At 69.3% G+C, this 24,646-nt stretch carries 23 protein-coding genes and 1 pseudogene; 8 read left to right on the forward strand and 16 right to left on the reverse strand.

Annotated features, from left to right (window positions below; genetic code table 11):
* Window positions 1–21: 21 nt before the first annotated feature.
* The 10 genes and pseudogenes from obgE to D3P35_RS01355 form a co-directional block, all read right to left on the reverse strand.
* Window positions 22–1,059 carry a GTPase ObgE gene (gene obgE, locus D3P35_RS01310; RefSeq protein WP_118132642.1) on the reverse strand — a complete coding sequence of 346 codons (1,038 nt, stop codon included), beginning with the start codon at window positions 1,057–1,059 and terminating at the stop codon, window positions 22–24.
* A gap of 16 nt (window positions 1,060–1,075) precedes the next feature.
* The gene (locus tag D3P35_RS01315; protein ID WP_118132643.1) at window positions 1,076–1,618 is read right to left on the reverse strand and encodes a GNAT family N-acetyltransferase; all 543 of its coding nucleotides are present in this window, start codon (window positions 1,616–1,618) and stop codon (window positions 1,076–1,078) included.
* A gap of 161 nt (window positions 1,619–1,779) precedes the next feature.
* The gene (gene rpmA, locus D3P35_RS01320; RefSeq protein WP_118132644.1) at window positions 1,780–2,049 is read right to left on the reverse strand and encodes a 50S ribosomal protein L27; all 270 of its coding nucleotides are present in this window, start codon (window positions 2,047–2,049) and stop codon (window positions 1,780–1,782) included.
* Window positions 2,050–2,070: 21 nt separating this feature from the next.
* A pseudogene (gene rplU / locus D3P35_RS01325) lies at window positions 2,071–2,388 on the reverse strand (50S ribosomal protein L21); the annotation flags it as partial.
* Window positions 2,389–2,586: 198 nt separating this feature from the next.
* On the reverse strand, window positions 2,587–4,176 hold the full coding sequence (locus D3P35_RS01330; protein WP_118132646.1) for a GMC family oxidoreductase: 1,590 nt from the start codon (window positions 4,174–4,176) through the stop codon (window positions 2,587–2,589).
* Window positions 4,177–4,232: 56 nt separating this feature from the next.
* A complete protein-coding gene (locus D3P35_RS01335) occupies window positions 4,233–5,246 on the reverse strand; it encodes a branched-chain amino acid ABC transporter permease (protein WP_118132647.1) in 1,014 nt (337 codons plus the stop codon).
* A gap of 1 nt (window position 5,247) precedes the next feature.
* The gene (locus tag D3P35_RS01340) at window positions 5,248–6,135 is read right to left on the reverse strand and encodes a branched-chain amino acid ABC transporter permease (protein WP_118132648.1); all 888 of its coding nucleotides are present in this window, start codon (window positions 6,133–6,135) and stop codon (window positions 5,248–5,250) included.
* 4 nt (window positions 6,136–6,139) lie between these two features.
* The gene (locus D3P35_RS01345; protein ID WP_118132649.1) at window positions 6,140–6,880 is read right to left on the reverse strand and encodes an ABC transporter ATP-binding protein; all 741 of its coding nucleotides are present in this window, start codon (window positions 6,878–6,880) and stop codon (window positions 6,140–6,142) included.
* Window positions 6,873–7,658 (reverse strand): ABC transporter ATP-binding protein, encoded by a 786-nt coding sequence (locus tag D3P35_RS01350; protein ID WP_118132650.1) that lies wholly within the window; start codon window positions 7,656–7,658, stop codon window positions 6,873–6,875. Before D3P35_RS01350 ends, D3P35_RS01345 begins: the two co-directional genes overlap by 8 nt.
* A 74-nt stretch (window positions 7,659–7,732) precedes the next feature.
* Window positions 7,733–8,944: an ABC transporter substrate-binding protein gene (locus tag D3P35_RS01355; protein ID WP_118132651.1), complete on the reverse strand. Its 1,212-nt coding sequence runs from the start codon at window positions 8,942–8,944 to the stop codon at window positions 7,733–7,735.
* Window positions 8,945–9,165: 221 nt separating this feature from the next.
* On the opposite strand from D3P35_RS01355, the gene D3P35_RS01360 reads away from it, so the two are divergent.
* Window positions 9,166–10,071 (forward strand): LysR family transcriptional regulator, encoded by a 906-nt coding sequence (locus D3P35_RS01360; RefSeq protein WP_118132652.1) that lies wholly within the window; start codon window positions 9,166–9,168, stop codon window positions 10,069–10,071.
* A 59-nt stretch (window positions 10,072–10,130) separates the two neighbouring features.
* Here the strand turns inward: D3P35_RS01360 and nhaA are convergent, their stop codons facing one another.
* Complete coding sequence (nhaA, locus tag D3P35_RS01365) at window positions 10,131–11,321, reverse strand: Na+/H+ antiporter NhaA (protein WP_118132653.1); 1,191 nt, start codon at window positions 11,319–11,321, stop codon at window positions 10,131–10,133.
* A gap of 163 nt (window positions 11,322–11,484) precedes the next feature.
* On the opposite strand from nhaA, the gene D3P35_RS01370 reads away from it, so the two are divergent.
* Window positions 11,485–12,201, forward strand: a complete 717-nt coding sequence (locus tag D3P35_RS01370; RefSeq protein WP_118132654.1) for a DUF502 domain-containing protein — start codon at window positions 11,485–11,487, stop codon at window positions 12,199–12,201.
* Between the two features lie 116 nt (window positions 12,202–12,317).
* On the forward strand, window positions 12,318–12,941 hold the full coding sequence (locus D3P35_RS01375) for a LysE/ArgO family amino acid transporter (RefSeq protein WP_118132655.1): 624 nt from the start codon (window positions 12,318–12,320) through the stop codon (window positions 12,939–12,941).
* 10 nt (window positions 12,942–12,951) lie between these two features.
* Here the strand turns inward: D3P35_RS01375 and D3P35_RS01380 are convergent, their stop codons facing one another.
* Both D3P35_RS01380 and D3P35_RS01385 read right to left on the reverse strand, forming a co-directional pair.
* Window positions 12,952–14,655: an extracellular solute-binding protein gene (locus tag D3P35_RS01380; RefSeq protein ID WP_118132656.1), complete on the reverse strand. Its 1,704-nt coding sequence runs from the start codon at window positions 14,653–14,655 to the stop codon at window positions 12,952–12,954.
* Between the two features lie 312 nt (window positions 14,656–14,967).
* Window positions 14,968–15,597, reverse strand: coding sequence for a helix-turn-helix domain-containing protein (locus D3P35_RS01385; protein ID WP_118132657.1), 630 nt, complete (start codon window positions 15,595–15,597; stop codon window positions 14,968–14,970).
* 102 nt (window positions 15,598–15,699) lie between these two features.
* Here D3P35_RS01385 and D3P35_RS01390 point away from each other — a divergent pair, with 102 nt between their 5' ends.
* Together D3P35_RS01390 and D3P35_RS01395 are read left to right on the forward strand one after the other, a co-directional pair.
* Window positions 15,700–16,374: a DsbA family oxidoreductase gene (locus D3P35_RS01390; protein ID WP_118132658.1), complete on the forward strand. Its 675-nt coding sequence runs from the start codon at window positions 15,700–15,702 to the stop codon at window positions 16,372–16,374.
* On the forward strand, window positions 16,371–16,868 hold the full coding sequence (locus D3P35_RS01395) for a hypothetical protein (protein WP_118132659.1): 498 nt from the start codon (window positions 16,371–16,373) through the stop codon (window positions 16,866–16,868). Before D3P35_RS01390 ends, D3P35_RS01395 begins: the two co-directional genes overlap by 4 nt.
* A 67-nt stretch (window positions 16,869–16,935) precedes the next feature.
* On the opposite strand, the gene mfd is transcribed toward D3P35_RS01395, so the two are convergent.
* Complete coding sequence (gene mfd, locus D3P35_RS01400) at window positions 16,936–20,385, reverse strand: transcription-repair coupling factor (protein ID WP_118132791.1); 3,450 nt, start codon at window positions 20,383–20,385, stop codon at window positions 16,936–16,938.
* Between the two features lie 142 nt (window positions 20,386–20,527).
* Window positions 20,528–21,061 carry a hypothetical protein gene (locus tag D3P35_RS01405; RefSeq protein WP_118132660.1) on the reverse strand — a complete coding sequence of 178 codons (534 nt, stop codon included), beginning with the start codon at window positions 21,059–21,061 and terminating at the stop codon, window positions 20,528–20,530.
* 98 nt (window positions 21,062–21,159) lie between these two features.
* Between D3P35_RS01405 and hemB the strand changes: the two genes are divergently transcribed.
* From hemB to D3P35_RS01420, 3 genes are all read left to right on the forward strand, one after another.
* Entirely contained in the window at window positions 21,160–22,167 is a 1,008-nt protein-coding gene (gene hemB / locus D3P35_RS01410; RefSeq protein WP_118132661.1) for a porphobilinogen synthase, read from the forward strand.
* 342 nt (window positions 22,168–22,509) lie between these two features.
* A complete protein-coding gene (locus tag D3P35_RS01415; protein ID WP_118132662.1) occupies window positions 22,510–23,061 on the forward strand; it encodes a YSC84-related protein in 552 nt (183 codons plus the stop codon).
* Window positions 23,062–23,155: 94 nt separating this feature from the next.
* The gene (locus tag D3P35_RS01420) at window positions 23,156–23,656 is read left to right on the forward strand and encodes a hypothetical protein (RefSeq protein ID WP_118132663.1); all 501 of its coding nucleotides are present in this window, start codon (window positions 23,156–23,158) and stop codon (window positions 23,654–23,656) included.
* An 85-nt stretch (window positions 23,657–23,741) separates the two neighbouring features.
* Here the strand turns inward: D3P35_RS01420 and D3P35_RS01425 are convergent, their stop codons facing one another.
* Complete coding sequence (locus tag D3P35_RS01425) at window positions 23,742–24,608, reverse strand: NAD(P)-dependent oxidoreductase (protein WP_118132664.1); 867 nt, start codon at window positions 24,606–24,608, stop codon at window positions 23,742–23,744.
* Window positions 24,609–24,646: the final 38 nt, after the last annotated feature.

Consider the following 24,646-nt stretch of genomic DNA (forward strand, 5'->3'; position numbering starts at 1 on the left):
GCGCCGAGAGGGGCGTGGCGCTCAGGGCTTCCATGTCTCGTCCTCCTCCTCGGAGGCGTTCTCCTCGGCCCGGGTCTCGACGACCTGGGCGCGCAGGGCGCGCAGCACCTCGGTGGTGCCCTGCCCCGCCGCGGCGGAGAGGCGGAACACCGGCTCGCCGGAGGCCTCCTCCAGCATGGCGATGGCGGTCTCCACGTCTTCCTCGGGCATGGCGTCGCACTTGTTGAGCGCCAGCACGACGGGCTTCTCGTCGAGCCCGGCGCCGTACTCGGAGAGCTCGGCGCGGATGGTGTGGAAATCCTCGATGAAGGTGGGCGCCGTGCCGTCGACCAGGTGCAGCAGCACCGCGCAGCGCTCCACATGGCCGAGGAACTGGTCGCCCAGGCCCCGGCCCTCGTGCGCGCCCTCGATCAGGCCGGGGATGTCGGCCATCACGAACTCGTGGTTGTCCACCCCCACCACGCCGAGGTTCGGGTGCAGGGTGGTGAACGGGTAGTCGGCGATCTTGGGCTTCGCGTTCGAGGTGGCGGCGAGGAAGGTCGACTTGCCGGCATTGGGCAGGCCCACGAGCCCCGCATCGGCGATGAGCTTCAGGCGCAGCCAGATCATCCGCTCCACGCCGGGCTGGCCGGGGTTTGCCCGGCGCGGCGCCTGGTTGGTGGAGGTCTTGAACTGCAGGTTGCCCCAGCCGCCGTTGCCGCCGCGCGCGAGGCGCACGCGCTGGCCCACCTCGGTGAGGTCGGCGAGCAGGGTTTCCTCGTCCTCGTCGAAGATCTCGGTGCCCACGGGCACGCGCAGCACGATGTCGTCGCCCGCAGCACCGGTCATGCCGCGGCCGGAGCCGGCGCGGCCGTTCTTGGCGAAGAAATGCTGCTGGTAGCGGTAGTCGATGAGCGTGTTCAGCCCGTCCACCGTCTCGACCCAGACATCGCCGCCGCGGCCGCCGTCACCGCCGTCCGGGCCACCGTACTCGACGAATTTCTCGCGGCGGAAGCTGATGCAGCCGTTGCCGCCGCTGCCCGAGCGGATGGTGACCTTGGCGAGATCCAGGAATTTCATCTGATGTTCCGGCGGCTCAGCCCCCGGCCTCCGTGAGGGTGTATGTCCATGTGGCCACGCGCCCGTCACGCGCCACGGAATAGGCCTCGCCCTCGCCCTGGTAGGCGAAGCCGGCCTTGGTGATCACCCGGGCGGACACCGGGTTGTCCTGGAAGACCGAGGCGATGAGCCGGGTCTCGCCCGCCGCGCGCAGGTGCTCGACCATCGCGAGCACCGCCTCGGAGGCGTAGCCGGTGTTCCAGAACGGCGGGCCGACCCAGTAGCCGATCTCCACCGCCCCATCCGCGTGCCAGCGCGCCGAGATGAGCCCGATCAGCTCCGCCCCGTCGGAGGGCGTGGCGTCGAGCACCCGCACCATCTCGCGGTGCTTGCCCGAGAGCGCACCGGCGATGAAGGCCTCCGCCGCGCCGGGCGGATAGGGATGCGGGATGGAGGTGGTCATCCGCGCCAGCCGCGCGTCGCCGGCATAGAGCCGCAGCAGCCCCGCGTCGGAGGGCCGGACGGGGCGCAGCGCCATGCGCTCGGTGCGCAGGATGTTCCGGGTAAGCACTTCGTTCATGGGTTTCTCTTCCCCCTGTGGCCCCGCGATCTTGCGCCGGTTCGGGCCGGTTCCGGACGTTCCGCTCCGGGTGGCGGGCAGGACCCCGCGAAACGCAGGGAGGGGACCGGCGGTCTCGCCGATCCCCTCCCGGATCTCACGTATCCTGCGAGGCGTCGACCTTATTCAGCGGCCTCGGCTGCCGGGATCACGGAAATGAAGGTGCGGCCCTTGAAGCCCTTGCGGAACTGCACGGAGCCCTCTTCGGTGGCGAAGATGGTGTGATCCTTGCCCATGCCCACGCCGGAGCCCGGGTACCACTTGGTGCCGCGCTGGCGCACGAGGATGTTGCCGGGGATCACGGCTTCGCCGCCGTACTTCTTCACGCCGAGGCGGCGGCCAGCGGAGTCGCGACCGTTGCGGGAGCTACCGCCTGCTTTCTTATGTGCCATCTCTCAGGTCTCCTCTGCTCAGGCGCCGGTGGCGATTTCGGTGACGCGAACCATCGTCAGGTGCTGACGGTGGCCCTTCTTGCGCGCGGAGCTGTGCTTCCGGCGGCGCTTCTTGAAGCTGATCACCTTGGGGCCGCGGGTCTGCTCGACCACTTCGGCCTTCACGGCCGCACCGGCGATGAAGGGCGCGCCGACGGTCACGCCGTCATCGGCGCCGACCATGAGAACTTCCGTGAATTCGATGGTGTCACCGGCTTCGCCAGCCAGCTTTTCCACCGTGAAAACGTCGTCGGCAGCAACCTTGTACTGCTTGCCGCCCGTCTTGATGACCGCGAACATCGCGTGTTCCTCATCTCTGCCGCGTCCTTCGGCTCCGGCTCACACCGGCATTCGGGCTTTCGCCGCCTGGAACTGCGCGCCCCTCCCGGGGCGATTCACCATAAAGCCGCCCCGGAGACTCCGGGGTGGAGGTGGGTATCTCGTTGATCGGGCGCCGCTTGTCAAGCCTTGCGTGGCCGCGGGCGCCCTTCCGCCCCCTCAATCGGCCAGAATGAGCTCCGCGGCCTTCTCCGCGATCATCAGCGTGGGGGAATTGGTGTTCCCCGAGGTGATGCGCGGCATGACGGAGGCATCGGCGATGCGCAGGCCCGCGAGCCCGCGAAAGCGCAGCGCGGGGTCGACCACCGAGCCCTCGTCGGCTCCCATACGGCAGGTGCCGGCGGGATGGAAGATGGTGGTGCCGATGTCGCCGGCCGCGCGCACCAGTTCCTCCTCGCTCTCGAAGGACGGCCCGGGCTTGAACTCCTCCGGCCGGTAGGGCTTCAGCGCCGGCTGGGCCACGATGCGCCGGGTGAGGCGGATGGCATCCGCCGCCACGTGGCGGTCCGTCTCGGCAGAGAGGTAGTTGGGCGCGATGGCGGGCTTGGCGCGGTAATCGGCCGAGCGCACGTGCACCGAGCCGCGGCTGTCGGGGTTGAGGTTGCACACGCTCGCGGTGAAGGCGGGAAACGGGTGCACGCCCTCGCCGAACTTCTCCAGGCTCAGGGGCTGCACGTGGTACTGGAGGTTGGGTGTCTCGCGGGTCTCGTCGGAGCGGGTGAAGACGCCGAGCTGGCTCGGCGCCATCGCCATCGGCCCCGCGCGGCGCAGCAGGTATTCGAGCCCGATCGCGGCCTTGCCGGTCATCCGGCTGGCCTTCTCGTTGAGCGTGGGGATGCCGTGCACCTTGTAGGCGCAGCGCAGCTGCAGGTGGTCCTGCAGGTTCTCGCCCACGCCCTCGTGCTCGCGCACCACCGGGATTCCGGCCTCGCGCAGCACCTCGCCGCGGCCGATGCCCGAGAGCTCGAGGATCTGGGGCGAGCCGATGGCGCCCGCGCAGAGCACCACCTCGCGCTTCGCGCGGATCTGCACCGGCGCGCCGTCACGAGCGTATTCCACCCCGGTCACCCGGCCCTCCTCCACGAGCAGGCGCATCACCTGCGCCTCGGTGCGCACCTCGAGGTTCGGCCGGCCCTTCGCCGGGCGCAGGAAGGCCTTGGAGGTGTTCCAGCGCACGCCCGCGCGCTGGTTGACCTGGAAATAGCCCGAGCCCTCGTTGGTGCCGCGGTTGAAATCCTCGGTGCGGGGGATGCCGGCCTGCTCGGCCGCCTCCTGGAAGATGTCGAGGATCTTCCAGCGCACCCGGGCCATCTCGACCCGCCATTCGCCCCCTGCCCCGTGCATCTCGTCGGCGCCCATGAAATGGTCCTCGGACTTGCGGAACAGCGGCAGCACGTCGTCCCAGCCCCAGCCGGTGCAGCCCATCTGGGCCCAGGTGTCATAGTCGCGCGCCTGGCCGCGCATGTAGATCATGCCGTTGATCGAGGAGCAGCCGCCCAGCACCTTGCCGCGCGGGTAGCCGAGCTTGCGGCCGTTCAGGCCGGGCTCCGCCTCGGTCTCGAAGCACCAGTCGGTGCGCGGGTTGCCGATGCAGTAGAGGTAGCCGATGGGAATGTGGATCCATGGATAGGTGTCGCGCGTGCCGGCCTCGAGCAGCGCCACGGTGGTGCCCGGCTGCGCGGAGAGACGGTTGGCCAGGGCGCAGCCGGCTGTGCCGGCGCCCACGATGATGTAGTCGAAACTGTCCATGTCGGATCCCGTGAGGATGGTCGGCGGCGGGCCTCTCCCGCCGCCGGTGCGCGGTCTCAGTGGCGGTGGGTGATCCCCAGCGCCCGGCCGATGCGTGAGGCGTAGATCTCGCCCACGATGCCGCGGCGGAACACCAGCACGCAGACCATGAAGATCGCCCCGGTGAGGATGTTCACCGGCACGTCGGAGGTGGCGAGGTAGTTCTGCAGGCTCACCACCAGCCCGCCGCCGATGATCGGGCCCAGCAGGGTGCCGATGCCGCCGAGCAGGGTCATCAGGATCACCTCGCCCGACATCTGCCAGGCGACATCGGTGAGGGTGGCGAACTGGAACACCAGCGCCTTGAGCGAGCCGGCGAGCCCCGCCAGCGCCGCCGACATCACGAAGGCGGCGAGCTTGTAGCGCTGCACCGAGTAGCCCAGCGAGATGGCGCGGGCCTCGTTCTCGCGGATCGACTTGAGGATGTTGCCGAAGGGCGAGTTGACGATGCGCCAGCCGCAGAACACGCCCACCACGAACATCACCAGCACGAAGTAGTACATGTTGAGCGAGTTCTCGAGGCTGATGAACCCCAGCAGGTGGCCGCGCGGCACGCCCTGGATGCCGTCCTCGCCATGGGTGAAGGGCGCCTGCAGGCAGAAGAAGAAGAACATCTGCGACAGCGCGAGGGTGATCATGGCGAAGTAGATGCCCTGGCGGCGGATGGCGACCGCCCCCATGATCAGCCCCAGCACCGCGGCCCCGACGACGCCCACGAGCACGCCCAGTTCCGGCGGCAGCCCCCACACCTTCACCGAATGCGCGGTGAAATAGGCCGCCCCGCCGAAGAAGGCCGCATGGCCGAAGGAGAGCAGACCGGTGTAGCCCAGCAGCAGGTTGAAGGCCGAGGCGAAGAGCGCGAAGCACAGGAGCTTCATCAGGAACACCGGGTAGAGCAGGAAGGGCGCGATGCACAGCAGCCCCACCCCCGCCACGATCACCGCGAGCTGCGCGGGCGCCACCGCGCCGCCGGCGCGCGGCACCCGGGCGGGCTTTGCCGCCGGGCGGGAGAGATCGGAGAGATCGGTCATCTCATGCCTCCTTGCCGAAGAGGCCCGCGGGCCGGATGAGCAGCACGATGGCCATGATCACGAAGATCACGATGTTCGAGGCCTCGGGGTAGAACACCTTGGTGAGCCCCTCCATCAGCCCCAGCAGGTAGCCGGTGACGATGGCGCCCATGATCGAGCCCATGCCCCCCACCACCACCACGGCGAAGACCACGATGATGAGGTTTGACCCCATCAGCGGGCTCACCTGGTAGATCGGGGCTGCGAGCACGCCGGCGAAGCCCGCGAGCCCGGCGCCGATCGCATAGGTGAGCGTGAGCAGCAGCGGCACGTTCACGCCGAAGGCCTGCACCAGCTTCGGGTTTTCCGTGGCCGCGCGCAGGTAGGCGCCGAGCTTGGTCTTCTCGATCAGCGCCCAGACCGCGATGCACACGATGAAGGAGATCACCACCACCCAGCCGCGGTAGTTGGGCAGGTACATGAACCCGAGGTTGTTGCCACCCGAGAGGGCCGCGGGCGTGGCATAGGGCTGGCCGGAGGCGCCGAAGAAGTAGCGGAAGGTGCCCTCGATCAGCAGCGCCAGCCCGAAGGTGAACAGCAGCCCGTAGAGATGGTCGAGGTCGTAGAGCCGGCGCAGCGCGAAGCGCTCCACCACCGCGCCCGAGAGCCCGACCACCAGCGGCACCAGGATGAGCGCCGGCCAGTAGCCGATGCCGAGATGCTGGAGCATCAGGTAGCCCACGAAGGCGCCCAGCATGTATTGCGCGCCATGGGCGAAGTTGATCACCCTGAGCAGGCCGAAGATGATCGCCAGCCCGAGCGAGAGGATGGCGTAGAACGAGCCGTTGATGAGCCCGATCAGCAGCTGGCCGAGCAGCGCCTGCACCGGGATGCCGAATATCATGATCATGTCGTCACACCCCCAACACGTCGTGCAGCATGTCCATCTGCGCGGGCAGCTCTGCCACGGGGAACCCGTGGGTGATCTGCCCGTGCTCCATCACGTAGAACCGGTCCGCGAGCTTGCTCGCGAAGCGGAAGTTCTGTTCCACCAGCAGGATGGTCATGCCCCGCGCGCGCAGGGTGGAGAGCACCTCGCCGATGCGCTGGATGATCACCGGGGCGAGGCCCTCGGTCGGCTCGTCGAGCAGCATGATCGAGGTGCCGGTGCGCAGGATGCGGGCCATGGCGAGCATCTGCTGCTCGCCGCCGGAAAGCTTGGTGCCGGGCGAGTTGCGCCGCTCCTTAAGGTTGGGGAAGAGCTGGAAGATCTCGTCGACCGGCATCCCCCCCTCGGCCACAACGGGGGGCAGGTAGAGGTTCTCCTCCACCGAGAGCGAGGCGAAGATGCCGCGCTCCTCCGGAACGAAGCCGATGCCGCGCCGCGCCGTGTGGTGCAGCGGCACGGTCATCATGTCCTCGCCGCGGAAGGTGATGGTGCCGGTGCGCTTGCGCAGGAGCCCCACGATGGAGCGCAGCGTGGTGCTTTTCCCCACGCCGTTGCGGCCCAGCAGGGTCACGGTCTCGCCGGCGCGCACCTCCATGTTCACCCCGTGCAGCACGTGGCTCTCGCCATACCAGGCGTGGAGGTCGCGGATCTGCAGCAGGGGCGCGCCGGTGGCGGCGGCGGGGCGGTCGAGTGTGGTGTCAGTCATGCTCGGTCCCCATGTAGGCCTCGCGCACCTGCGGGTTGCGGCTCACGGTGGCATAGTCGCCGGCGGCGAGGATCTCGCCGCGCTGGAGCACGGTCACCTCGTCGCACAGGTCGGCGACGACGGAGAGGTTGTGCTCGACCATCAGCACCGCGCGGCTGCGGGCCACCTCGCGGATCAGGTCGGCGATCACCGCGACATCCTCCTGCCCCATGCCGGCCATCGGCTCGTCGAGCAGCAGCACCTTGGGCTCGAGCGCCAGGGTGGTGGCGATCTCGAGCACGCGCTTGCGCCCGTAGGAGAGGTCGGCCGCCACGGTGGCGAGGTCGGCGCCGAGACCGACGCTCTCCAGCAGTTCCGCCGCCTTCGCGTTCAGCGCGTTGAGCGAGGTGAGCGGCCGCCAGAACTGCGTCGCCAGCCCCTGGGGCCGCTGCAGCGCCACGCGCACGTTGTCGAGCACGGTGAGATGCGGGAACACCGCTGAAATCTGGAACGACCGCACCAGCCCCATGCGGGCCACGCGGGCGGGGTCGGTCCTGGTGATGTCCTCGCCCAGCAGCGTGACCGTGCCGCTCGTGGGCTGGAGGAACTTGGTGAGCAGGTTGAACACCGTGGTCTTGCCGGCGCCGTTGGGCCCGATCAGCGCATGGATATGCGCGTGGCGCACGTCGAGATCGACGTTGTTGACCGCGGTGAAGCCGCCGAAATCGCGGCGCAGGGCGCGGGCCGAGAGCACGACCTCAGGCTCGGTCCGGGGAGGGGTGGCGGGGGCGACGGACACGTGTTGCCTCGTCCTTTCATCCGGGAAGGGGAAGGGAAGCGGCGGGGCGCGCGAAGGCCCCCGCCGCGCCGGGCTCACTGGACGAGCGGGCAGCCGCTGTCGGCGGGAGCGATGAAGGCCTCGTCGCCGGGGATGGTCGCGAGGACGTTGTAATAGTCCCACGGCTCCTGGCTGTCGGAGGGCGACTTCACCTCCATGAGGTACATGTCGTAGATCATCCGGCCGTTGGCGCCCACCTTGCCGCCCTTGGCGAAGATGTCGTCCACCGGCATCTCGTGGAGCTTGGCGGCCACCGGCTCGGTCTCGTCGGTGCCGGCTTCCTGCACCGCCTTGAGATACTGCATCACCGCCGAATAGGTGCCGGCATGGATCATGTTGGGCATCTTGCCGGTGCGGTCATAGAAGCGCTTCGACCATTCGCGGCTCTCGTCGGTGCGGTCCCAGTAGAAGCCCTCGGTGAGCGTGAGGCCCTGGGCCGCCTCGAGGCCGAGCCCGTGCACCTCCGCCAGCGTGAACAGCAGTGCGGCGAGGCGCTGGCCGCCCTGCACGATGCCGAACTCGGAGGCCTGCTTGATGGCGTTCGCCGTGTCGAGCCCGGCATTGGCGAGGCCGATGACCTTGGCGCCGGAGGCCTGGGCCTGCAGCAGGAAGGAGGAATAGTCGTTCGTGGCCAGCGGGTGGCGCACGGAGCCGAGGATCTCGCCGCCCTTCTCCTTCACGAAGGTCGAGGTCTGCTCCTCCAGCGAGTAGCCGAAGGCGTAGTCGGCGGTGAGGAAGAACCAGGTGTCGCCGCCCTGCTCCACCAGCGCGCCGCCGGTGCCCACGGCGAGCGCGTGAGTGTCATAGGCCCAGTGGAAGCCGACGGGCGAGCACTGCTCGCCGGTGAGCGTGGTGGTCGCCGCACCGGTGGTGATGGTGATCTTGTCCTTCTCCGCGGAGAGGCCCTGCACCGCGAGCGCCACCGAGGAGGTGGTGAGCTCCATGATCGCGTCGACCTGGTCGACGTCATACCACTGCCGGGCGATGTTGGAGGCGACATCCGCCTTGTTCTGGTGATCGGCGGTGACGACCTCGATCTGCTTGTCGAGCACCCTGCCGCCGAAATCCTCCACGGCCATCTTCGCCGCCTCGAAGGACGAGAGACCGCCGAAATCGGCATAGACGCCGGACTGGTCGTTCAGGATGCCGATCTTCACGACATCGTCCGAGACCTGTGCCTGCGCCACACCCGCAAGCGCGGTGGTGACGGCCAGCACGGCAGTTGCGCCTACTAGTCGCTTGGTCATGCGTTTTCCTCCCAGAATGCATGGTTATGTCCTGCCTGCCCCGGGCCGATCATTCACGCGGCGCCGTGGGCGGGTCATGCTTGTTCTTGGGTCCCCGGGCGCTTCCTCGCGCCGCCCGGACCGTATCTCGTTGAAATTCAACCTAGCACTCGCGGGTTCGTCCGAAAAACATATAATGGCGAACAGAAAGTGTTCATTAATGAACAGAGAAGGGAGGCACCATGGCGCGGCTGCCCTGGGAGGATCTGCAGTTCTTCATCGCCGTTGCGCGCTCGGGGCAGCTCTCGGCGGCGGCGCGGCGGCTGCGCTCCAGCCATGCCACGGTCTCGCGGCACATCGACAGGCTGGAGCAGCGGCTGGGCACGCGGCTGTTCGAGCGCAACCCGCGCGGCTACGTGCTCACCGCCCAGGGCGAGCGGCTGGCCGAGCGCGTCACCCGGATGGAGCGCGAGGCCGAGGAGATGCAGTCCGACCTGCTGCCCGGCTCCTCCGCCCTCACCGGCGTGGTGCGGCTGAGCACGCTGGAGGGGTTCGGCAACTTCTTCCTCGCCTCCCGCCTGCCCGCCTTCGGCAACCGCCACCCCAACCTCTCGGTCGAGGTGGTGACCATCCAGCAGATCCTGTCGCTCTCGCGCCGCGAGGCGGATGTGGCCGTGGCGCTCTCGCCGCAGAAGGCGCCGCACTACGTCTCCGAGCCGATGGGCGACTACCGGCTCTTCGTCTACGGCGCGCGGGACTACCTCGACCGCCACCCGCCCATCGCCGATGCGGCCGACCTGCGCGCCCACCGCTTCTGCGGCTACATCGAGGACATGGTGTTCACGCCGGGGCTGAACTACCTCAACGAGATCCTGCCGGGGCTGCGCGCGCAGTACCAGAATTCCTCCATCCAGGCGCAGCTGAGCTACACGCTCTCCGGGCTCGGGCTCTGCGTGCTGCCGCATTACATCGCCGCCCCCTACCCCGAGCTGGTGCCGGTGCTGCCCGGCGGCCTCTACCTCACGCGCTCCTACTGGCTCATCCGCCATTCCGAGACGGTGCTGAACCACCGTGTCGGCAGCCTCACGGACTTCCTGCTGGAGGAGACGGCCCGCGCCCGGGCCTGGTTCATGGCCGACCACCTGTGAAGCGAAAAGGGCCGGCCCCCTCGCGGCGGCCGGCCCTTCCCTTCAGCTTTCGGCGGGGCTCAGCCCGCGTCGGCTTCGCCGTACTCGAGCGGCTTGGGTGCCGGGGTCATGCTCAGCACCAGCGCCCCCACCAGGCCCGAGGTGAGCGAGCCCGCGATCACGCCCAGCCGCACGAAGTTCTCCACCGCCGGGTCGCTGTAGGCGAGGCTGCCGATGAAGAGCGACATGGTGAAGCCGATACCCGCCAGCATCGAGGCCGCGTAGAGCTTGGTCCAGGTGATGGACTGCGGCTTCACCGCGAGGCCGAGCTTGGTGGCCACGAAGGCGGTGCCGAACACCCCCACCTGCTTGCCGATGAACAGCCCCAGCGCGATGCCCAGCGGCACGGGCTGCAGCAGGTCGGAGATCTGCAGCTCACCCAGCGCCACGCCGGCATTGGCGAAGGCGAACAGCGGCATGATGAAGAACGAGCTCCACGGGTGCAGGCCGTGCTCGTAATCCTCGGCCAGCGAGCGGCCCTCGTCGTCCGGCTCGAGCGGGATGGTGAAGCCCAGGGCCACGCCCGCCAGCGTCGCATGCACGCCCGATTTCAGCACGGCGACCCAGAGCACGATGCCCAGCAGAACGTAGAAGGCGCCCTTCTTCACTCCCATGAGGTTCATCGCCGTCAGCGCCGCGAGCACCGCGAAGGACACCACCAGCGCCGCCACCGACAGCTTGGCCGTGTAGAACAGCGCGATGATCACGATGGCGCCGAGGTCGTCGACCACCGCGAGCGCGAGCAGAAAGGTCTTGAGCGCCGGCGGCACCCGGTTTCCGAACAGCGACAGCACGCCGATGGCAAAGGCGATGTCGGTGGCCGCCGGAATCGCCCAGCCCGAGATCTGCGCCGAGTTCACCCCGACGATGGCCGCGAACACCAGCGCCGGCGCCGCCATGCCGCCCACGGCCGAGTAGACCGGCAGCGCCGCCCGCCCCCAGGTGCTGAGCGCGCCGCGCTTCACCTCGCGCTTGATCTCCAGTGCCACGACAAGGAAGAAGACGGCCATCAGACCATCGTTGATCCAAAGCAGGAGGGGCTTCGAAATCTCTGCGGAGCCCACGCCAACTGTGGTCTGCGCTCCAAGGAGAAGGTCGTAATACGGTGCGGTGAACCCTATGTTCTTCGCAAGGACACCCAGTACAGCCGCCGCGGCCAGAACCAGTCCCCCCGCCAGTTCGGCCGGAACTCCGAAAACCCTGGATGCCATTTCTTCTCCTTCATGAATCTGGACAAACCTGTTGCCGATCTAAGGAAAAGATTTTGTAAACCAAGCGCGACCAGATGTCGCCGGACCCGTTGCAGCGGGCGCAGGACCGGCTTAACTAGAACGCAGACAGGGTTTTCACGCGCGGGCGCGACAAAGGAGCACTATGGCAAGGAAGCGGTCGCGGGCACGACACACGGAGCGCAAACCCGGGTTTTTCGCCCGCGTGCGCGGCAACTTCCTCACCGGCCTCGTGATCGTGGCCCCGGTGGTTCTCACCATCTACCTGATCTGGACCGTGGTCACGTTCATCGACGACCAGGTGGTGCCCTGGGTGCCGGCGCGCTACAACCCCTCCACCTATCTCGACGTGAACATCCCCGGCTTCGGCGTGGTGATCTTCGTGCTGTTCACCGCCATCGTGGGCACCTTCACGAAGAACCTCTTCGGCCGGCAGATCGTGCGCCTGGGCGAGAGCCTGGTCGACCGGATGCCCATCGTGCGCTCGGTCTACAACGCGCTGAAGCAGATCGTGGAGACGATCTTCAGCCAGTCGGAGCAGAGCTTCAAGCAGGCCTGCCTCATCGAGTACCCGCGCAAGGGCGTGTGGTCGGTCGCCTTCATCTCGACCGAGACCCGCGGCGAGATCCCGGTGCGGGTGAACGAGCCGGAGATGCTCTCGGTGTTCCTGCCCACCACGCCAAACCCCACCTCGGGCTTCCTGCTCTTCGTGCCGCGGCGCGACGTGGTGCTGCTCGACATGGACATCGAGGCGGCGGCGAAGCTGATCATCTCCGCCGGGCTGGTGATGCCGCCGAGCGCCGCCGAGATCGCCGCCGGCCGCCGGCCCGCCGGCGCGCGGGCCCCGGTAACCGCGGGCTGAGAACGGCGCGCCGGGGGTTGCCCGGCGCCGACCCCGGGCGCTAAGGGGGCTGTTCCCGCAAAGAGAGACCCCCCGATGCCCGGACACCGCTTTCCCCCCCGCCCGCAGGGCCGGGCATGACCACCGCCCTGCTCCTCGCCGCTGCCCTGCGCGGCTTTCTCACCGGCGGCTCGCTGATCCTCGCCATCGGCGCGCAGAACGCCTTCGTGCTGCGCCAGGGGCTGATGCGCGCGCATGTCTTCGCGGTGTGCCTCGCCTGCGCGCTGTCGGATGCGCTGCTGATCGCGGGCGGGGTGGCGGGCTTCGGCGCCGTGGTCTCCGCCGTGCCGCTGCTGCCGCTGGTGATGCGCTGGGCGGGGGCGGCTTTCCTCATCGTCTACGGGGCGCTGCGCTTTCGCGCCGCCCTGCATCCGCAGGTGCTGGAGGCGGGCGGCGGCGTGCCGGCGGCCCTGGGCCCCACGCTTGCCACCTGCCTCACCCTCACCTGGGCGAACCCGCATGTCTATCTCGACACGTTCGGGCTGATCGGCGCCGTCTCCACCGCCTATCACGGCGCGTGGCCGAAGACGGCCTTCGGCGCGGGCGCGGTGGCGGCCTCCTTCGCCTTCTTCTTCGCGCTGGGCTACGGCGCGCGGCTGCTCGCGCCGCTGATGCGCCGGCCGGCGAGCTGGCGCGTGCTCGACATCCTCATCGGCATCGTGATGTGGGCGATCGCGGCCCAGCTGCTGCTGGGCCACTGAGCGCCCCGCATCAGGGCGCGCGCCACCAGACCTCGGGCAGGAAGCCCGGCCAGTCGCCGTAGAGCGGCGTGGTGTCCGGGTAGTGCAGCGTCGCCTCATGGGCGATCCAGCTCTCCGGCGTGTACCAGAACGGAATGACATAGCGCCCCTTGGTCAGCACCCGGTCGAGCGCGCGGGTGGCGGAGGTGAACGCCTCCATGCTGCGCGCCGAGAGCATCTGCGGGATGAGCGCGTCCACCGCCGGGCTTGCGAGCCCCATGTAGTTGCGCGTGCCCTCCTGGGTGCGGCCGGCCGAGCCCCAGTAGAACTCCTGCTCGTTGCCGGGGCTGAGCGACAGCGCCCAGGTGTTCACCATCATGTCGTAGTCATAGGAGGTGCGGCGGGCGTTGTACTGGGCGTCATCGGTGAAGATGGCCCGCGCCTCGATGCCCAGCGACTTCAGCGCGTCGACGAAGATGCCGGCCACCGCCTCGTCGTCCGCGCCGCGCAGCATGATGTCGATGCGCATCGGCTGGCCGGAGGTGTCGGCCAGCACGCCGTTCGCGCCCACGCTCCAGCCCGCCTCCTCCAGCAGCTTGCGCGCCTCGCGCAGGGCACGGCGGTTGCGGCCCTGTGCATCGCCGTTCTGCGGCTCCTCAGCCTCGAAGATGTCCTCGGGCAGCTCCTCGGCAAAGGGCTCGAGCAGCGCGCGCTCGCCCTCGCCGGCGGGGCCCTCGATACCCAGCGGCGAGTTGCCGAAATAGCTCGGGATGCGCCGGTAGGCCCCGCCGAGCAGCCGCGCGTTGATCCAGTCGAAGTTGAAGGCGAGGGTCAGCGCCTCGCGCACGCGGATGTCGGCGAACATCGGCCGGCGGGTGTTGAACACGAAGCCGTGCATGCCCGTGGGCCGGCCGTTGGGGATGGTGGAGAGCACCACCCGGCCGTCGCGCACCGCGGGGAAATCGTATTCCGTCTGCCAGCGCACCGCGTCGCCCTCGCGCTGGGCCGAGAGCAGCCCGCCGCGGAACGCCTCGAACAGCGCGTTGGAATCGCGGAAGAAATCGTAGCGGATCTCGTCGAGATTGTTGCGCCCGCGGTTGAAGCCGATGCCGTCGCCCCAGTAGTCGCGGTTGCGGCGGAAGGTGAGGGAGCGGCCCGGCTTCGCATCCGCCACCACGTAGGGGCCGGAGCCCACGGGGATGCGCATCGAGCTCTGGGCGAAGTCATGCCCCTCCCAGTCCGCCTTCTCCAGGATGGGCCGCAGCCCGAGGATGAGCGGCAGCTCGCGGTCCTCCTCCGAGAAGGTGAAGCGGATCGAGCGCGGCCCGGTCTGCTCCATCTTCGCCACCTTCGCCCAGGAGGAGGCAAAGCCCGGCAGGCCCTTCTCGGCCAGCACCTGCATGGAGAACATCACGTCCTCCACCGTCACCGGGTTTCCGTCGGAAAACCGGGCCTCGGGGCGCAGGGTGAACTCCACCCAGGAGCGGGCGTCATCGGTCTCCACCGATTCGGCGAGCAGGCCGTAGAGGGTGAAGGGCTCGTCGATGCTGCGGCCCATGAGCGATTCGAACACATGGCTGCGCATGCCCCAGGGCGCGTTGCCCTTCAGGATCCACGGGTTGAGACTATCGAAGCCGCCGAGCTCGCCCATCACGATGCGCCCGCCCTGCGGCGCGTCGGGATTCGCGTAGGGCAGATGGTCGAATCCCTCCGGCAGCGCCGGCTCTCCGTACATGGATATAGCGTGCCGCGGCGCGCCGACCGCTACAGATGCGTCCAGCAACAGGATTGTGGCCAGGAGGGATCGGACAATCGTCAATGGTCTGCTCCAGTCGTTTGCGGGAGTTTCATTGCAAGTTTAGGCACTTGGCAACCGCCGTTAATTTTCGCTTGGCGCTCGGGGCCGCATTGCGTATGATCTCCCCACTGCTCGATAGGTTTCTTGCCTGTATGAAACCTGCCTCAACACTCAACGCCCTCCTCGTGAGGGCGTTTTTTTTTGGGCGGGTCGCGGGCCGCGCGCGGGCCGCCCGGCCGGGGCGCCTGCCTATTGCGGATCTAGGGTGGTGACCCAGAGCACCTCGGCGTCCTCGGCCGAGATCGACACGAGGTTGTGGCCCATGGAGGCGTCGTAATAGGCGCTGTCGCCGGGGCCCATCTCCACCGCCTCGTAATACTCGCAGAAGAAGCGGATGCGGCCCGAGACCACGAAGAGGAATTCCTCGCCGTCATGGCGCACCCAGCCGTCGAACTCCTCAAAGGCGCGGGCGCGGATGGTGGCGAGATAGGGCAGCATCTTCTTGGCCGCGATCTCGGGCGCGAGCATGCGGTGCTCGTAGGTGGGCGTCGGGTGCGGCTTGCCCTGCCCCGCGGGCGTGAGGGCTCGGCGCGCCAGCACCCGGTCGGAGCGCGAGGGGGTGAAGAGCTGCGGCACCGAGATGCCGAGGCCGCGCGCCAGCTTCTGCACCGCATCGAACGTGGGAGACATCTGCTCGTTCTCGATCTTCGAGAGCGTGGAGCGCGCCAGCCCGGCCTGCTTCGCCGCCTGCTCCAGCGTCCAGTTGCGCTCGCGGCGCAGCTCGCGCACACGCTCGCCCAGCCGCAGTTCCTCGACCGCGGCCTGCGGCTGGCCTGCGCGCGCCAGTTGCAAGAGACTGTTTTCCCGGGGGTCGGCCATCGCCCTCCTCCTTAGATCCCCCTTCCTCTATGCGATCGGGCCGGGAATGGCGAGACGGAATGTGAATTCCAAAGCGCGGCACGCCTTGCTAGGCTCGCGCCCATGATCACACTCGACATCATCTCCGACCCGATCTGCCCCTGGTGCTACCTGGGCAAGGCGAAACTCGACCGGGCGCTGGACGCGGCCCCCGACCATCCGTTCGACATCCGCTGGCGGCCCTTCCGGCTCAACCCCGACATGCCGCGCGAGGGCGCGGACCGGCGCGCCTTCATGGCGGCGAAGTTCGGCGCCGCCGAGTTCGAGGCGATGAACGCCCGCCTGAGCGAGGCCGGCGCCGAGGTGGGCGTGCAGTTCGAGTTCGACCGCATCACCCGCACGCCCGACACCACCGACTGTCACCGCCTGATCCGCTGGGCCAGCGTGACCGGCAACCAGACCATGGTGGCCGACGAGCTGTTCCGCCGCTACTTCCGCGAGGGCCAGGACATCTCCGAGCTGCCGGTTCTGGTGGAGGTGGCCGAGCAGGCCGGGCTCGACGGCGAGGCCATCCTGCGCCTGCTCACCGGCGACGCGGAGCGCGAGGAGATCGAGAAGGAGGACGCCATGGCCCGCGAGATGGGCGTGACCGGCGTGCCCACCTTCCTCATCGGCGGCAAGTATGTGCTCCAGGGCGCACAGGAGAGCGAGACCTGGGCGCAGGTGATTGAACAGCTCCGCTCCATGCCCATATCCGGCGAGGACGCGGACGAGGAAGAGGATACGGAGGCGCGATGAACGGATTTCTCGAGGTCCTGCAGCGGGTCGGCGCGACGCCCGCTTCCTGGGCGATCATCGTGATCGCGCTGATCTGGGCCTCGTGCTCGCTCGTCAAGCTGCTGATCTGCCCGATCGCCAACTGCCGCATGCCGGTGGGCGAGATCGCGCCGGAGGAGGCGGAGCGCCAGGTGAACCAGCGGGTGCGCCACCCGCTGAGCTTTCTCGTGCTGATGCTGCTGGGCATCGGCCTGGCGGTGGCGGGGCTCTTCGGCCTCGCCTCGGACCTGCACCGCGGCACCATCGCTTTCTTCATGCTCGCGGTCGGCCTGTTCCTCGTGCTCACCCTGCCCATGCGCCAGCGCATCCGCGACGGCGAGCTGAGGGTGATGGCCGCCCGCGACATGGAGGGCCGCCAGCTCATGTCATCGAACCTGCGCCACGAGCATCGCATGCTGCTGTGCTACGAGTTCGGCGCGCTCTCGCTGCTTACCCTCACGGTGCTGCTCTTCTGAGAGCGACCGGCCCGGCAACAGGCATGGCGGCCCCTTCGCGGGGCCGTTTCCATTCGGGGCCGGGCCCTCAGGCCTGTTTCGCCAGCGCCGCGAGGTCGCGCGCGATGCCGTAGGCGCCCTTCACCCGCTGGCCCGCGGTCTCCCAGCCCCGCTGGATCACCACCTTGTTGTCGCGGATCTTCGCCTGGCCCTTCTGGTCGTTCAGGAAGGCCACGAGCCCCGCCGGATTGGCGAACTTGTCGTTGCGGAAGGTGAGCACCGCGCCCTTCGGCCCGGTGTCGAGCCGGGCGATGCCGGCGCGGCGGCACATGGTCTTGATGCGCACCACCCGCAGCAGCACCTCCACCTCCTTGGGCAGGGCGCCGAACCGGTCGATCAGCTCGGCGGCGAAGCCCTCCAGCTCCACCTTGGTCTCCAGCCCGGAGAGGCGGCGGTAGAGGCCGAGGCGCACGTCGAGGTCGGGGACATACTCCTCCGGGATCAGCACCGGCACACCGAGGTTGATCTGCGGCGACCACTGCTCGTCGAGTTCGGCCAGCCCCTCGCCCTCGCCGGAGCGCAGGCGGGTGATCGCCTCCTCCAGCATCTCCTGGTAAAGCTCGTAGCCCACCTCGCGCACCTGGCCGGACTGTTCCTCGCCCAGCAGGTTGCCCGCGCCGCGGATGTCGAGGTCATGCGAGGCGAGGTTGAAGCCCGCCCCGAGACTGTCAAGCGAGCCGAGCACCTTCAGGCGCTTCTCGGCCGCGGGCGTGAGCTTCTTGCGCGGCTCGGTGGTGAAATAGGCATAGGCGCGCAGCTTCGAGCGGCCCACGCGGCCGCGGATCTGGTAGAGCTGGGCGAGGCCGAACATGTCGGCCCGGCCGACGACGAGCGTGTTCGCCGTGGGGATGTCGAGGCCCGATTCCACGATGGTGGTGGCCAGCAGCACGTCGTACTTGCCGTCGTAGAAGGCGTTCATCCGGTCATCGAGCTCGCCCGGCGCCATCTGGCCATGCGCCACGACGAAACTCAGCTCCGGCAGCTGCTCCTTGAGGAACGCCTCCGTCTCCTCGAGGTCGGAGATGCGCGGCACCACGAAGAAGGACTGCCCGCCGCGGTAATGCTCGCGCAGCAGCGCCTCGCGCACCACCACGGGGTCGAACGGGCTCACGTAGGTGCGGATCGCGAGGCGGTCGACCGGGGGCGAGGCGATGAGCGACAGCTCGCGCACGCCCGAGAGCGACATCTGGAGGGTGCGGGGGATCGGCGTCGCGGTCATGGTGAGCACGTGGATGTCGGAGCGCAGCTGCTTCAGCCGCTCCTTGTGCGCCACGCCGAAATGCTGCTCCTCGTCCACCACCAGCAGGCCGAGATTGGCAAAGCGCACCTGCTTGGAGAGCAGCGCATGCGTGCCCACCACGATCTCCACTTCGCCGCGGGCAAGGCCGTCACGCGTCTCCTGCGCCTCTTTCGCCGAGACGAAGCGCGAGAGCTGGCGCACCTTCACCGGCATGCCGCGGAAGCGCTCGGCAAAGCCCTTGTAGTGCTGGCGGGCGAGCAGCGTGGTGGGCGCCACCACCGCCACCTGCACGCCCGACATCGCCGCCACGAAGGCCGCGCGCAGGGCAACCTCGGTCTTGCCGAAGCCCACGTCGCCGCACACCAGCCGGTCCATCGGCCGGCCGGAGGCCATGTCCTCGAGCACGTCGGCGATGGCGGAGAGCTGGTCCTCGGTCTCCTGGTAGGGGAAGCGGGCGCAGAACTCCTCCCAGAGGCCGCCATCGGGCGGGGTGAGGATCTCGCCCTTGCGCAGCATCCGCTCTGCGGCGATGCGGATAAGCTTGTCCGCCATCTCGCGGATGCGCTCCTTGAGCTTCGCCTTCTTCGCCTGCCATGCGCCGCCGCCCAGCCGGTCGAGCAGCCCTTCCTCGTGGCCGTAGCGGGTGAGCAGCTCGATGTTCTCCACCGGCAGGTAGAGCTTGTCGGCATTGGCGTATTCGAGGGCAAGGCACTCGTGCGGGGCGCCCATCGCCTCGATGGTCTGCAGGCCCATGTAGCGGCCCACGCCGTGGTCGACATGCACCACGAGGTCGCCCGGCGAGATGGAGCCCACCTCGGTGAGGAAATTCTCCGCCTTGCGCCTGCGCTTGGGCGCCCGGATCAGCCGGTCCCCCAGCACGTCCTGCTCGGAGATCACCGTGGCGCCGTCGATCTCGAACCCGTGCTCGAGCCCCCAGATGATGAGGTAGAGCCCCTTGGGGTCGGTCATCTCGGCCCAGCGGCTCACCGGGGTGGCGCCCTCCAGCCCGCTGTCGGCCATCAGGTGGCCCAGCCGCTCGCGCGCGCCCTCGGAGTAGGAGGCGATCACCACCTGCCCCTCGCGGCGCTTCGCGCGCACATGGTCGGCCAGCGCGCCGAAGAGCGAGACCTCCTGCGCCTGGCGCTCGGGCGCGAAGTTGCGCCCGATGCGGCCGCCCGCGTCGATCACCCCCGGGCCGGTGGGCTGGGGCAGCTCGGAGAAGGGCCGGCGCGCTCTGCCTTCCAGCCCCGCCTCCCAGGCCGCCTCGTCGAGGTAGAGCAGATCGGGCGCCACCGGCTTGTAGACCGTGCCGGAGATCTGCTTGCCCTTCAGCGCGGCGGCGCGGGCCTCGTAATGGTCCTCCACCGCCTCGCGGCGGCTGGCCAGGGCGGCGTCGATCTGGTCGTCGAAGCTCACCGGCGCGCCGGGCAGGTAGTCGAACAGCGTGTCGAGCCGCTCGTGGAAGAAGGGCAGCCAGTGCTCGAAACCCTGGTGCTTGCGCCCGGCGCTGATCGCCTCGTAGAGCGGGTCGTCGAGGCCGGCGGCGCCGAAGGTCTCGCGGTAGCGGGTGCGGAAGCGGGTGATGGCTTCCTCGTCGAGGATCACCTCGGAGACCGGCGCGAGCTCGACCGAGCTCACCTTCTCGATGGTGCGCTGGGTCTCGGCGTCGAAGCGGCGCGCGCCGTCGAGCACGTCGCCGAAGAGGTCGAGCCGCACGGGCGAGGCAGCCCCCGGCGGGAAGATGTCGACGATGCCGCCGCGGATGGCGAAATCACCGGGCTCCATCACCGTGGAGGCGCGGTTGAACCCCATGCGGCCCAGGTAGGCGGTGAGCGCCTCGAGGTCGATCTGCCGACCCACGGTGGCGGTGAAGCTCGCGCCCGCGATGGTGTCGCGCGCGGGCACGCGCTGGGTGGCGGCGTTGAGCGTGGTGAGCAGCACCGCGGGGCGGTCGAACCCGGCGGCGAGGGTGGCGAGGGTTGCCATGCGGGTCGCCGCGATCTCGGCGTTGGGCGAGATGCGGTCATACGGCAGGCAGTCCCAGGCCGGGAAGCGCAGCACCGGCAGGCCGGGGTCGAAGATGGCGAGCGCCTCGGCCATGGCGGCCACGCGGGCATCGTCGCGCGCCACATGGATGACCGGGCCCTTCGCCCGGGCCACGAGGTCGCAGAGCAGCTTCGCGTCGAAGCCCTGCGGCGCGCCGCCGACGAGCGTGCGGACGGGAGGGAGCGGTGTCATCTTCATCTCAGACCATCCGGGATCTCTGGCCGGGCATCCGGGGCTTCACGGGGGCTGCGGGGCGGGCGCGGGCCGGGGCCGCAGCGTACGGCAGCCTGTCTGCCATACTGGCCCCGGGCGCCGGAGACAAGCCGCGAGGCCCCTACCAGCGCCTGAGGCCGAAGAGGAAGGCCGCCCCGAAGAGCGCCGCCGCGGTGATCGAGAGCAGTGCCACGAGCTGATTGAAGAAGCGCCGCCGCGCCAGCCGCTTGCGCAGCGCCTCGCCCTGCAGCCCGCCCGCGGCGATGTGCACCGCGAGCCGCGCGTTCAGCGCCCGCACCACGAGGAGCGGCAGCGCGAGAAAGCTCGCCCCCTGCGCCGCCTCCACCCCGCCGTAGAACCCCAGCGTCACCAGCGCCGACACCGCGAAGGCCGCCACCGCCAGCACATAGGCCCCCGAGGAGGCGAGCGAGGCCGCCTCCCGCGCCGCGTGGATGGCCGCGAGGCTGTCGACCTGCCGGGCCGCCTCCCCGCCCCGGTGCTCGGCCCGGATCAGCAGATCGTAGGGCACGCCCACCGTCCAGTGGCAGGTCACGCTCCAGGCCAGCACGGTGATCACCCAGTACCACAGGCTGTCGAATGTGCCGGTGCTGATCAGCGCCATGAAACTTGCCGGCAGGCCCGTGCCAGACCCCATCTGCATATCTCCCAAGCATGAAGGCCATGGCTCCGCGCCTTGCCCCCGGGGGCACCGCATGGCATTCCATGTCCTGACTTTTCCCACGGAGTAGCATCATGGACCGCAGCCTTCACGCCCCTTTTCCCGCCGCGCGCCCCCGGCGCCTGCGGCAGGCCGACTGGATGCGACGCCTGGTGCGCGAGACCACCCTCACCCGCGATGACCTGATCTGGCCGATCTTCGTGCGGGACGGCGAGAACATCGCCGAGCCCGTCGCCTCGCTGCCCGGGGTGGAGCGCCTCTCGGTCGACCGCGCGGTGGCCGCCGCCGAGCAGGCCGCCGCCCTCGGCATCCCCTGCATGGCGCTCTTCCCCTTCACGCCCGCCGCCCTCAAGTCTCCCGGCGCCGAGGAGGCCTGGAACCCGGACAACCTCGTCTGCCGCGCCACCCGCGCCATCAAGGCCGCGGTGCCCGAGATCGGCATCCTGCTCGACGTCGCCCTCGACCCCTACAATTCCGACGGCCATGACGGCATCGTGCGCGACGGCATGGTGCTCAACGACGAGACCCTGCTCGCGCTCGAGAAACAGGCCCTCGCCCAGGCCGAGGCCGGCGCCGACATCCTCGGCCCCTCCGACATGATGGACGGGCGCATCGGCATCATCCGCCGCGCGCTGGAGGAGAACGACTTTCCCGACGTCTCCATCATGTCCTACTCGGCGAAATACGCCTCCGCCTTCTACGGGCCGTTCCGCGACGCGGTCGGCTCCGGCGGCGCGCTCACTGGCGACAAGAAGACCTACCAGATGGATTACGGCAACTCCGACGAGGCGATCCGCGAGACCGCGATCGACATCGCCGAGGGCGCGGACATGGTGATGATCAAGCCGGGCATGCCCTATCTCGACATCTGCCGCCGGGTGAAGGACCAGTTCGGCCTGCCCACCTACGCCTACCAGGTCTCGGGCGAATACGCGATGATCATGGCCGCCGGGCAGAACGGCTGGATCGACGAGGAGAAGGCGATGCTCGAGAGCCTCTGCGCCTTCAAGCGCGCAGGCTGCGACGGCATCCTCACCTATTTCGCCCCCCGCGTCGCCGCCCTGCTCGCCCAGGGCGACTGAGCCCGGCCTGCCCCCGCCGCCCCCAGTACTGCACCGCCCTGTCCTGCACGGCCCCGCCCCGCGGGGGCCGGCCTCTCCGTGCCGGGGGCCGGGCGCCCGCCCGGCCACGCCCGCCGAGGTGCGGGGGCCCGCCCCCGCGGCGAGACGGGCGTTCCGCCCGGTCTCCGGCGCGCGCGTTCCGTACCAGACCCTGGCCGGCGCGCGGGGCAAAGGCATTCACCGGGATCACACATAGGTGATTGCCGCTGCGACGGAACTGGGGCACTTTCCGGTTCAAGGAAAGATCGGGGGCCGCCCGGCCCCTGCGCGAATGAGAACGAGACGATCGAGAGGAATGAGATCATGACAGTCATCAGCCGCCGGAGCCTGCTCACCGGGGTCGCGGGGCTCGCGGCCTGCTCCCTGCCGGTCGCGGCCTCGGCCTACACCAAGGCGGAGATCGACTCGAACGTCTCCGCAGCGCTCGAACAGCTGCGCAAGGTCAACGGCGCGCCCGACCTGATGTCGCGCGCGCTGGGCTACCTGGTGATGGCCGACGTGAAGAAGGCCGGCCTGCTGGTGGGCGGCGAATACGGCGAGGGCACGCTCTTCGTCGGCGGCGCCCCCACCGACTACTACTCCGTCGCCGCCGCCTCCTTCGGCCTGCAGGCCGGCATCCAGCGCTCCAACCAGGCGCTGTTCTTCATGACCGAGAAGGCCCTGAAGGACTTCCGCACCGCCGATGGCTGGACCGCGGGCGCCGATGCCGAGATCACCATCCCCGACAACGGCGTGGGCGTGAACGTCTCCACCCACACCCAGAACAAGCCGGTGATCGGGATCATCTTCGGCCGCGAGGGGCTGATGGCCGGCGCGAGCCTCGAAGGCGCGAAATTCTCCCGCATCTACCGCTGACACCTGCCCGCCGGGCGCCCCCGCGCGCCCGGCCCGCGCCGCAGCGCGCATCCCGTGCTAGCATCGGGCCGACCCGCCACACGGAGGCTGCCCGATGCTCGACGATTATTCCGACGACGCCTGGTTCGAAGACTGGAGCGAGATGCTCCACACCATGCAGGTCTGCTGCGCGCGCAAGAAGGACGGGCTCGGCCGCCTCACGCGGCAGGGCGAACCGTCCGCCCGCGTCGCACGCCTGCGCGACCTCGAGGCGCTCCTCGCCGCCCTGCTGGAAATCATCCGCGCAGAGATCACCCGCGAGGTGGTCGGGTATATCCTCTCCGATGCGCAGGAGCGCCATGGCGGGCGCGAACTCATCGCCCTCACCGGGCAGGAGATGCGTCTTGCCAACCGTCACTACGGCCGCGGCGGCGCGCAGCGGCAGGCCGGGAGCGCGCCGCCGGCGCCCGAGGAGGAGATCGCCGACGCCGATACGGGCTTCGAGGTCGCCAAGACCGCGAAGGACAGCATCGAGAAACTCTTCTCCTGGCTGCCCCGCCACAAGGCGCTGCTGCACGGGCTGAACGAGCTGCTCTCGCTCGGCAAGCTGGTGTGAGGGGCACGAGCGCCCGGCGGCACCGGATCTCCGCCCGCCGGATCGGCAGGCGGGAGACCCGGCGCCCCGGGCGCCCCGCTGCGCCTCAGTCCTTCAGCCGGGCGATGAGCGAGGAGGTGTCCCAGCGCCCGCCGCCCATCTTCTGCACGTCCTTGTAGAACTGGTCGACCAGCGCGGTCACCGGCAGGCTCGCACCGTTGCCGTTCGCCTCGGCGAGGCAGATGCCGAGGTCCTTGCGCATCCAGTCCACCGCGAAGCCGAAGTCGAACTTGCCGGCCAGCATGGTGGTGCCGCGGTTCTCCATCTGCCAGGAGCCGGCCGCCCCCTTGGAGATCACCTCCAGCACCGCCTCGCCGTCGAGCCCGGCCTTCTGCGCGAAGTTCATCCCCTCGGAGAGCCCCTGCACCAGGCCCGCGATGCAGATCTGGTTGACCATCTTGGTGAGCTGGCCGGCGCCCGCCGGGCCCATCAGCCGGCAGGATCGGGCGTAGGCGTCGATCAGGGGTGCCACCTTCGCGTAGGTGGCCTCCTCGCCGCCGCACATCACCGTGAGCACGCCGTTCTCCGCCCCCGCCTGGCCGCCGGAGACCGGGGCGTCGATGAAGCCGAACCCGGCCTCGGTGGCGGCGGCGTCGAGCTCGCGCGCCACGCCCGCCGAGGCGGTGGTGTGGTCGACGAAGACCGTGCCCTTGCCCATGCCGGCGAAGGCGCCTTCCGGGCCGGTGGTGACGGCGCGCAGGTCGTCATCGTTGCCCACGCAGGCGAAGACCACTTCCGCGCCCTCGGCCGCAGCCCTCGGCGTGGGCGCCGACGTGCCGCCGTGCTGCGCCACCCAGCCCTCGGCCTTGGCCGCGGTGCGGTTGTAGACGCACACTTCGTGCCCCGCCGCCTTCAGGTGCCCCGCCATCGGATAACCCATTACGCCAAGGCCCAGAAATGCAAGCTTCGCCATGGTGATGCCTCCCTTTTATGTGTCCAGCTTCCGGTTTG

The organism is Oceanicella sp. SM1341 (genome assembly GCF_003448965.1).
In the GTDB taxonomy this organism is placed as follows: domain Bacteria; phylum Pseudomonadota; class Alphaproteobacteria; order Rhodobacterales; family Rhodobacteraceae; genus Paroceanicella.

Excerpts from the sequence above, each read along its gene's own strand:
- obgE (WP_118132642.1), bottom strand. The coding sequence starts at position 1,059 with ATGAAATTCCTGGATCTCGCCAAGGTCACCATCCGCTCGGGCAGCGGC.
- D3P35_RS01315 (WP_118132643.1), bottom strand. The coding sequence starts at position 1,618 with ATGAACGAAGTGCTTACCCGGAACATCCTGCGCACCGAGCGCATGGCG.
- rpmA (WP_118132644.1), bottom strand. The coding sequence starts at position 2,049 with ATGGCACATAAGAAAGCAGGCGGTAGCTCCCGCAACGGTCGCGACTCC.
- D3P35_RS01330 (WP_118132646.1), bottom strand. The coding sequence starts at position 4,176 with ATGGACAGTTTCGACTACATCATCGTGGGCGCCGGCACAGCCGGCTGC.
- D3P35_RS01335 (WP_118132647.1), bottom strand. The coding sequence starts at position 5,246 with ATGACCGATCTCTCCGATCTCTCCCGCCCGGCGGCAAAGCCCGCCCGG.
- D3P35_RS01340 (WP_118132648.1), bottom strand. The coding sequence starts at position 6,135 with ATGATCATGATATTCGGCATCCCGGTGCAGGCGCTGCTCGGCCAGCTG.
- D3P35_RS01345 (WP_118132649.1), bottom strand. The coding sequence starts at position 6,880 with ATGACTGACACCACACTCGACCGCCCCGCCGCCGCCACCGGCGCGCCC.
- D3P35_RS01355 (WP_118132651.1), bottom strand. The coding sequence starts at position 8,944 with ATGACCAAGCGACTAGTAGGCGCAACTGCCGTGCTGGCCGTCACCACC.
- D3P35_RS01360 (WP_118132652.1), top strand. The coding sequence starts at position 9,166 with ATGGCGCGGCTGCCCTGGGAGGATCTGCAGTTCTTCATCGCCGTTGCG.
- nhaA (WP_118132653.1), bottom strand. The coding sequence starts at position 11,321 with ATGGCATCCAGGGTTTTCGGAGTTCCGGCCGAACTGGCGGGGGGACTG.
- D3P35_RS01370 (WP_118132654.1), top strand. The coding sequence starts at position 11,485 with ATGGCAAGGAAGCGGTCGCGGGCACGACACACGGAGCGCAAACCCGGG.
- D3P35_RS01375 (WP_118132655.1), top strand. The coding sequence starts at position 12,318 with ATGACCACCGCCCTGCTCCTCGCCGCTGCCCTGCGCGGCTTTCTCACC.
- D3P35_RS01380 (WP_118132656.1), bottom strand. The coding sequence starts at position 14,655 with ATGTACGGAGAGCCGGCGCTGCCGGAGGGATTCGACCATCTGCCCTAC.
- D3P35_RS01385 (WP_118132657.1), bottom strand. The coding sequence starts at position 15,597 with ATGGCCGACCCCCGGGAAAACAGTCTCTTGCAACTGGCGCGCGCAGGC.
- D3P35_RS01390 (WP_118132658.1), top strand. The coding sequence starts at position 15,700 with ATGATCACACTCGACATCATCTCCGACCCGATCTGCCCCTGGTGCTAC.
- D3P35_RS01395 (WP_118132659.1), top strand. The coding sequence starts at position 16,371 with ATGAACGGATTTCTCGAGGTCCTGCAGCGGGTCGGCGCGACGCCCGCT.
- mfd (WP_118132791.1), bottom strand. The coding sequence starts at position 20,385 with ATGACACCGCTCCCTCCCGTCCGCACGCTCGTCGGCGGCGCGCCGCAG.
- D3P35_RS01405 (WP_118132660.1), bottom strand. The coding sequence starts at position 21,061 with ATGGGGTCTGGCACGGGCCTGCCGGCAAGTTTCATGGCGCTGATCAGC.
- hemB (WP_118132661.1), top strand. The coding sequence starts at position 21,160 with ATGGACCGCAGCCTTCACGCCCCTTTTCCCGCCGCGCGCCCCCGGCGC.
- D3P35_RS01415 (WP_118132662.1), top strand. The coding sequence starts at position 22,510 with ATGACAGTCATCAGCCGCCGGAGCCTGCTCACCGGGGTCGCGGGGCTC.
- D3P35_RS01420 (WP_118132663.1), top strand. The coding sequence starts at position 23,156 with ATGCTCGACGATTATTCCGACGACGCCTGGTTCGAAGACTGGAGCGAG.
- D3P35_RS01425 (WP_118132664.1), bottom strand. The coding sequence starts at position 24,608 with ATGGCGAAGCTTGCATTTCTGGGCCTTGGCGTAATGGGTTATCCGATG.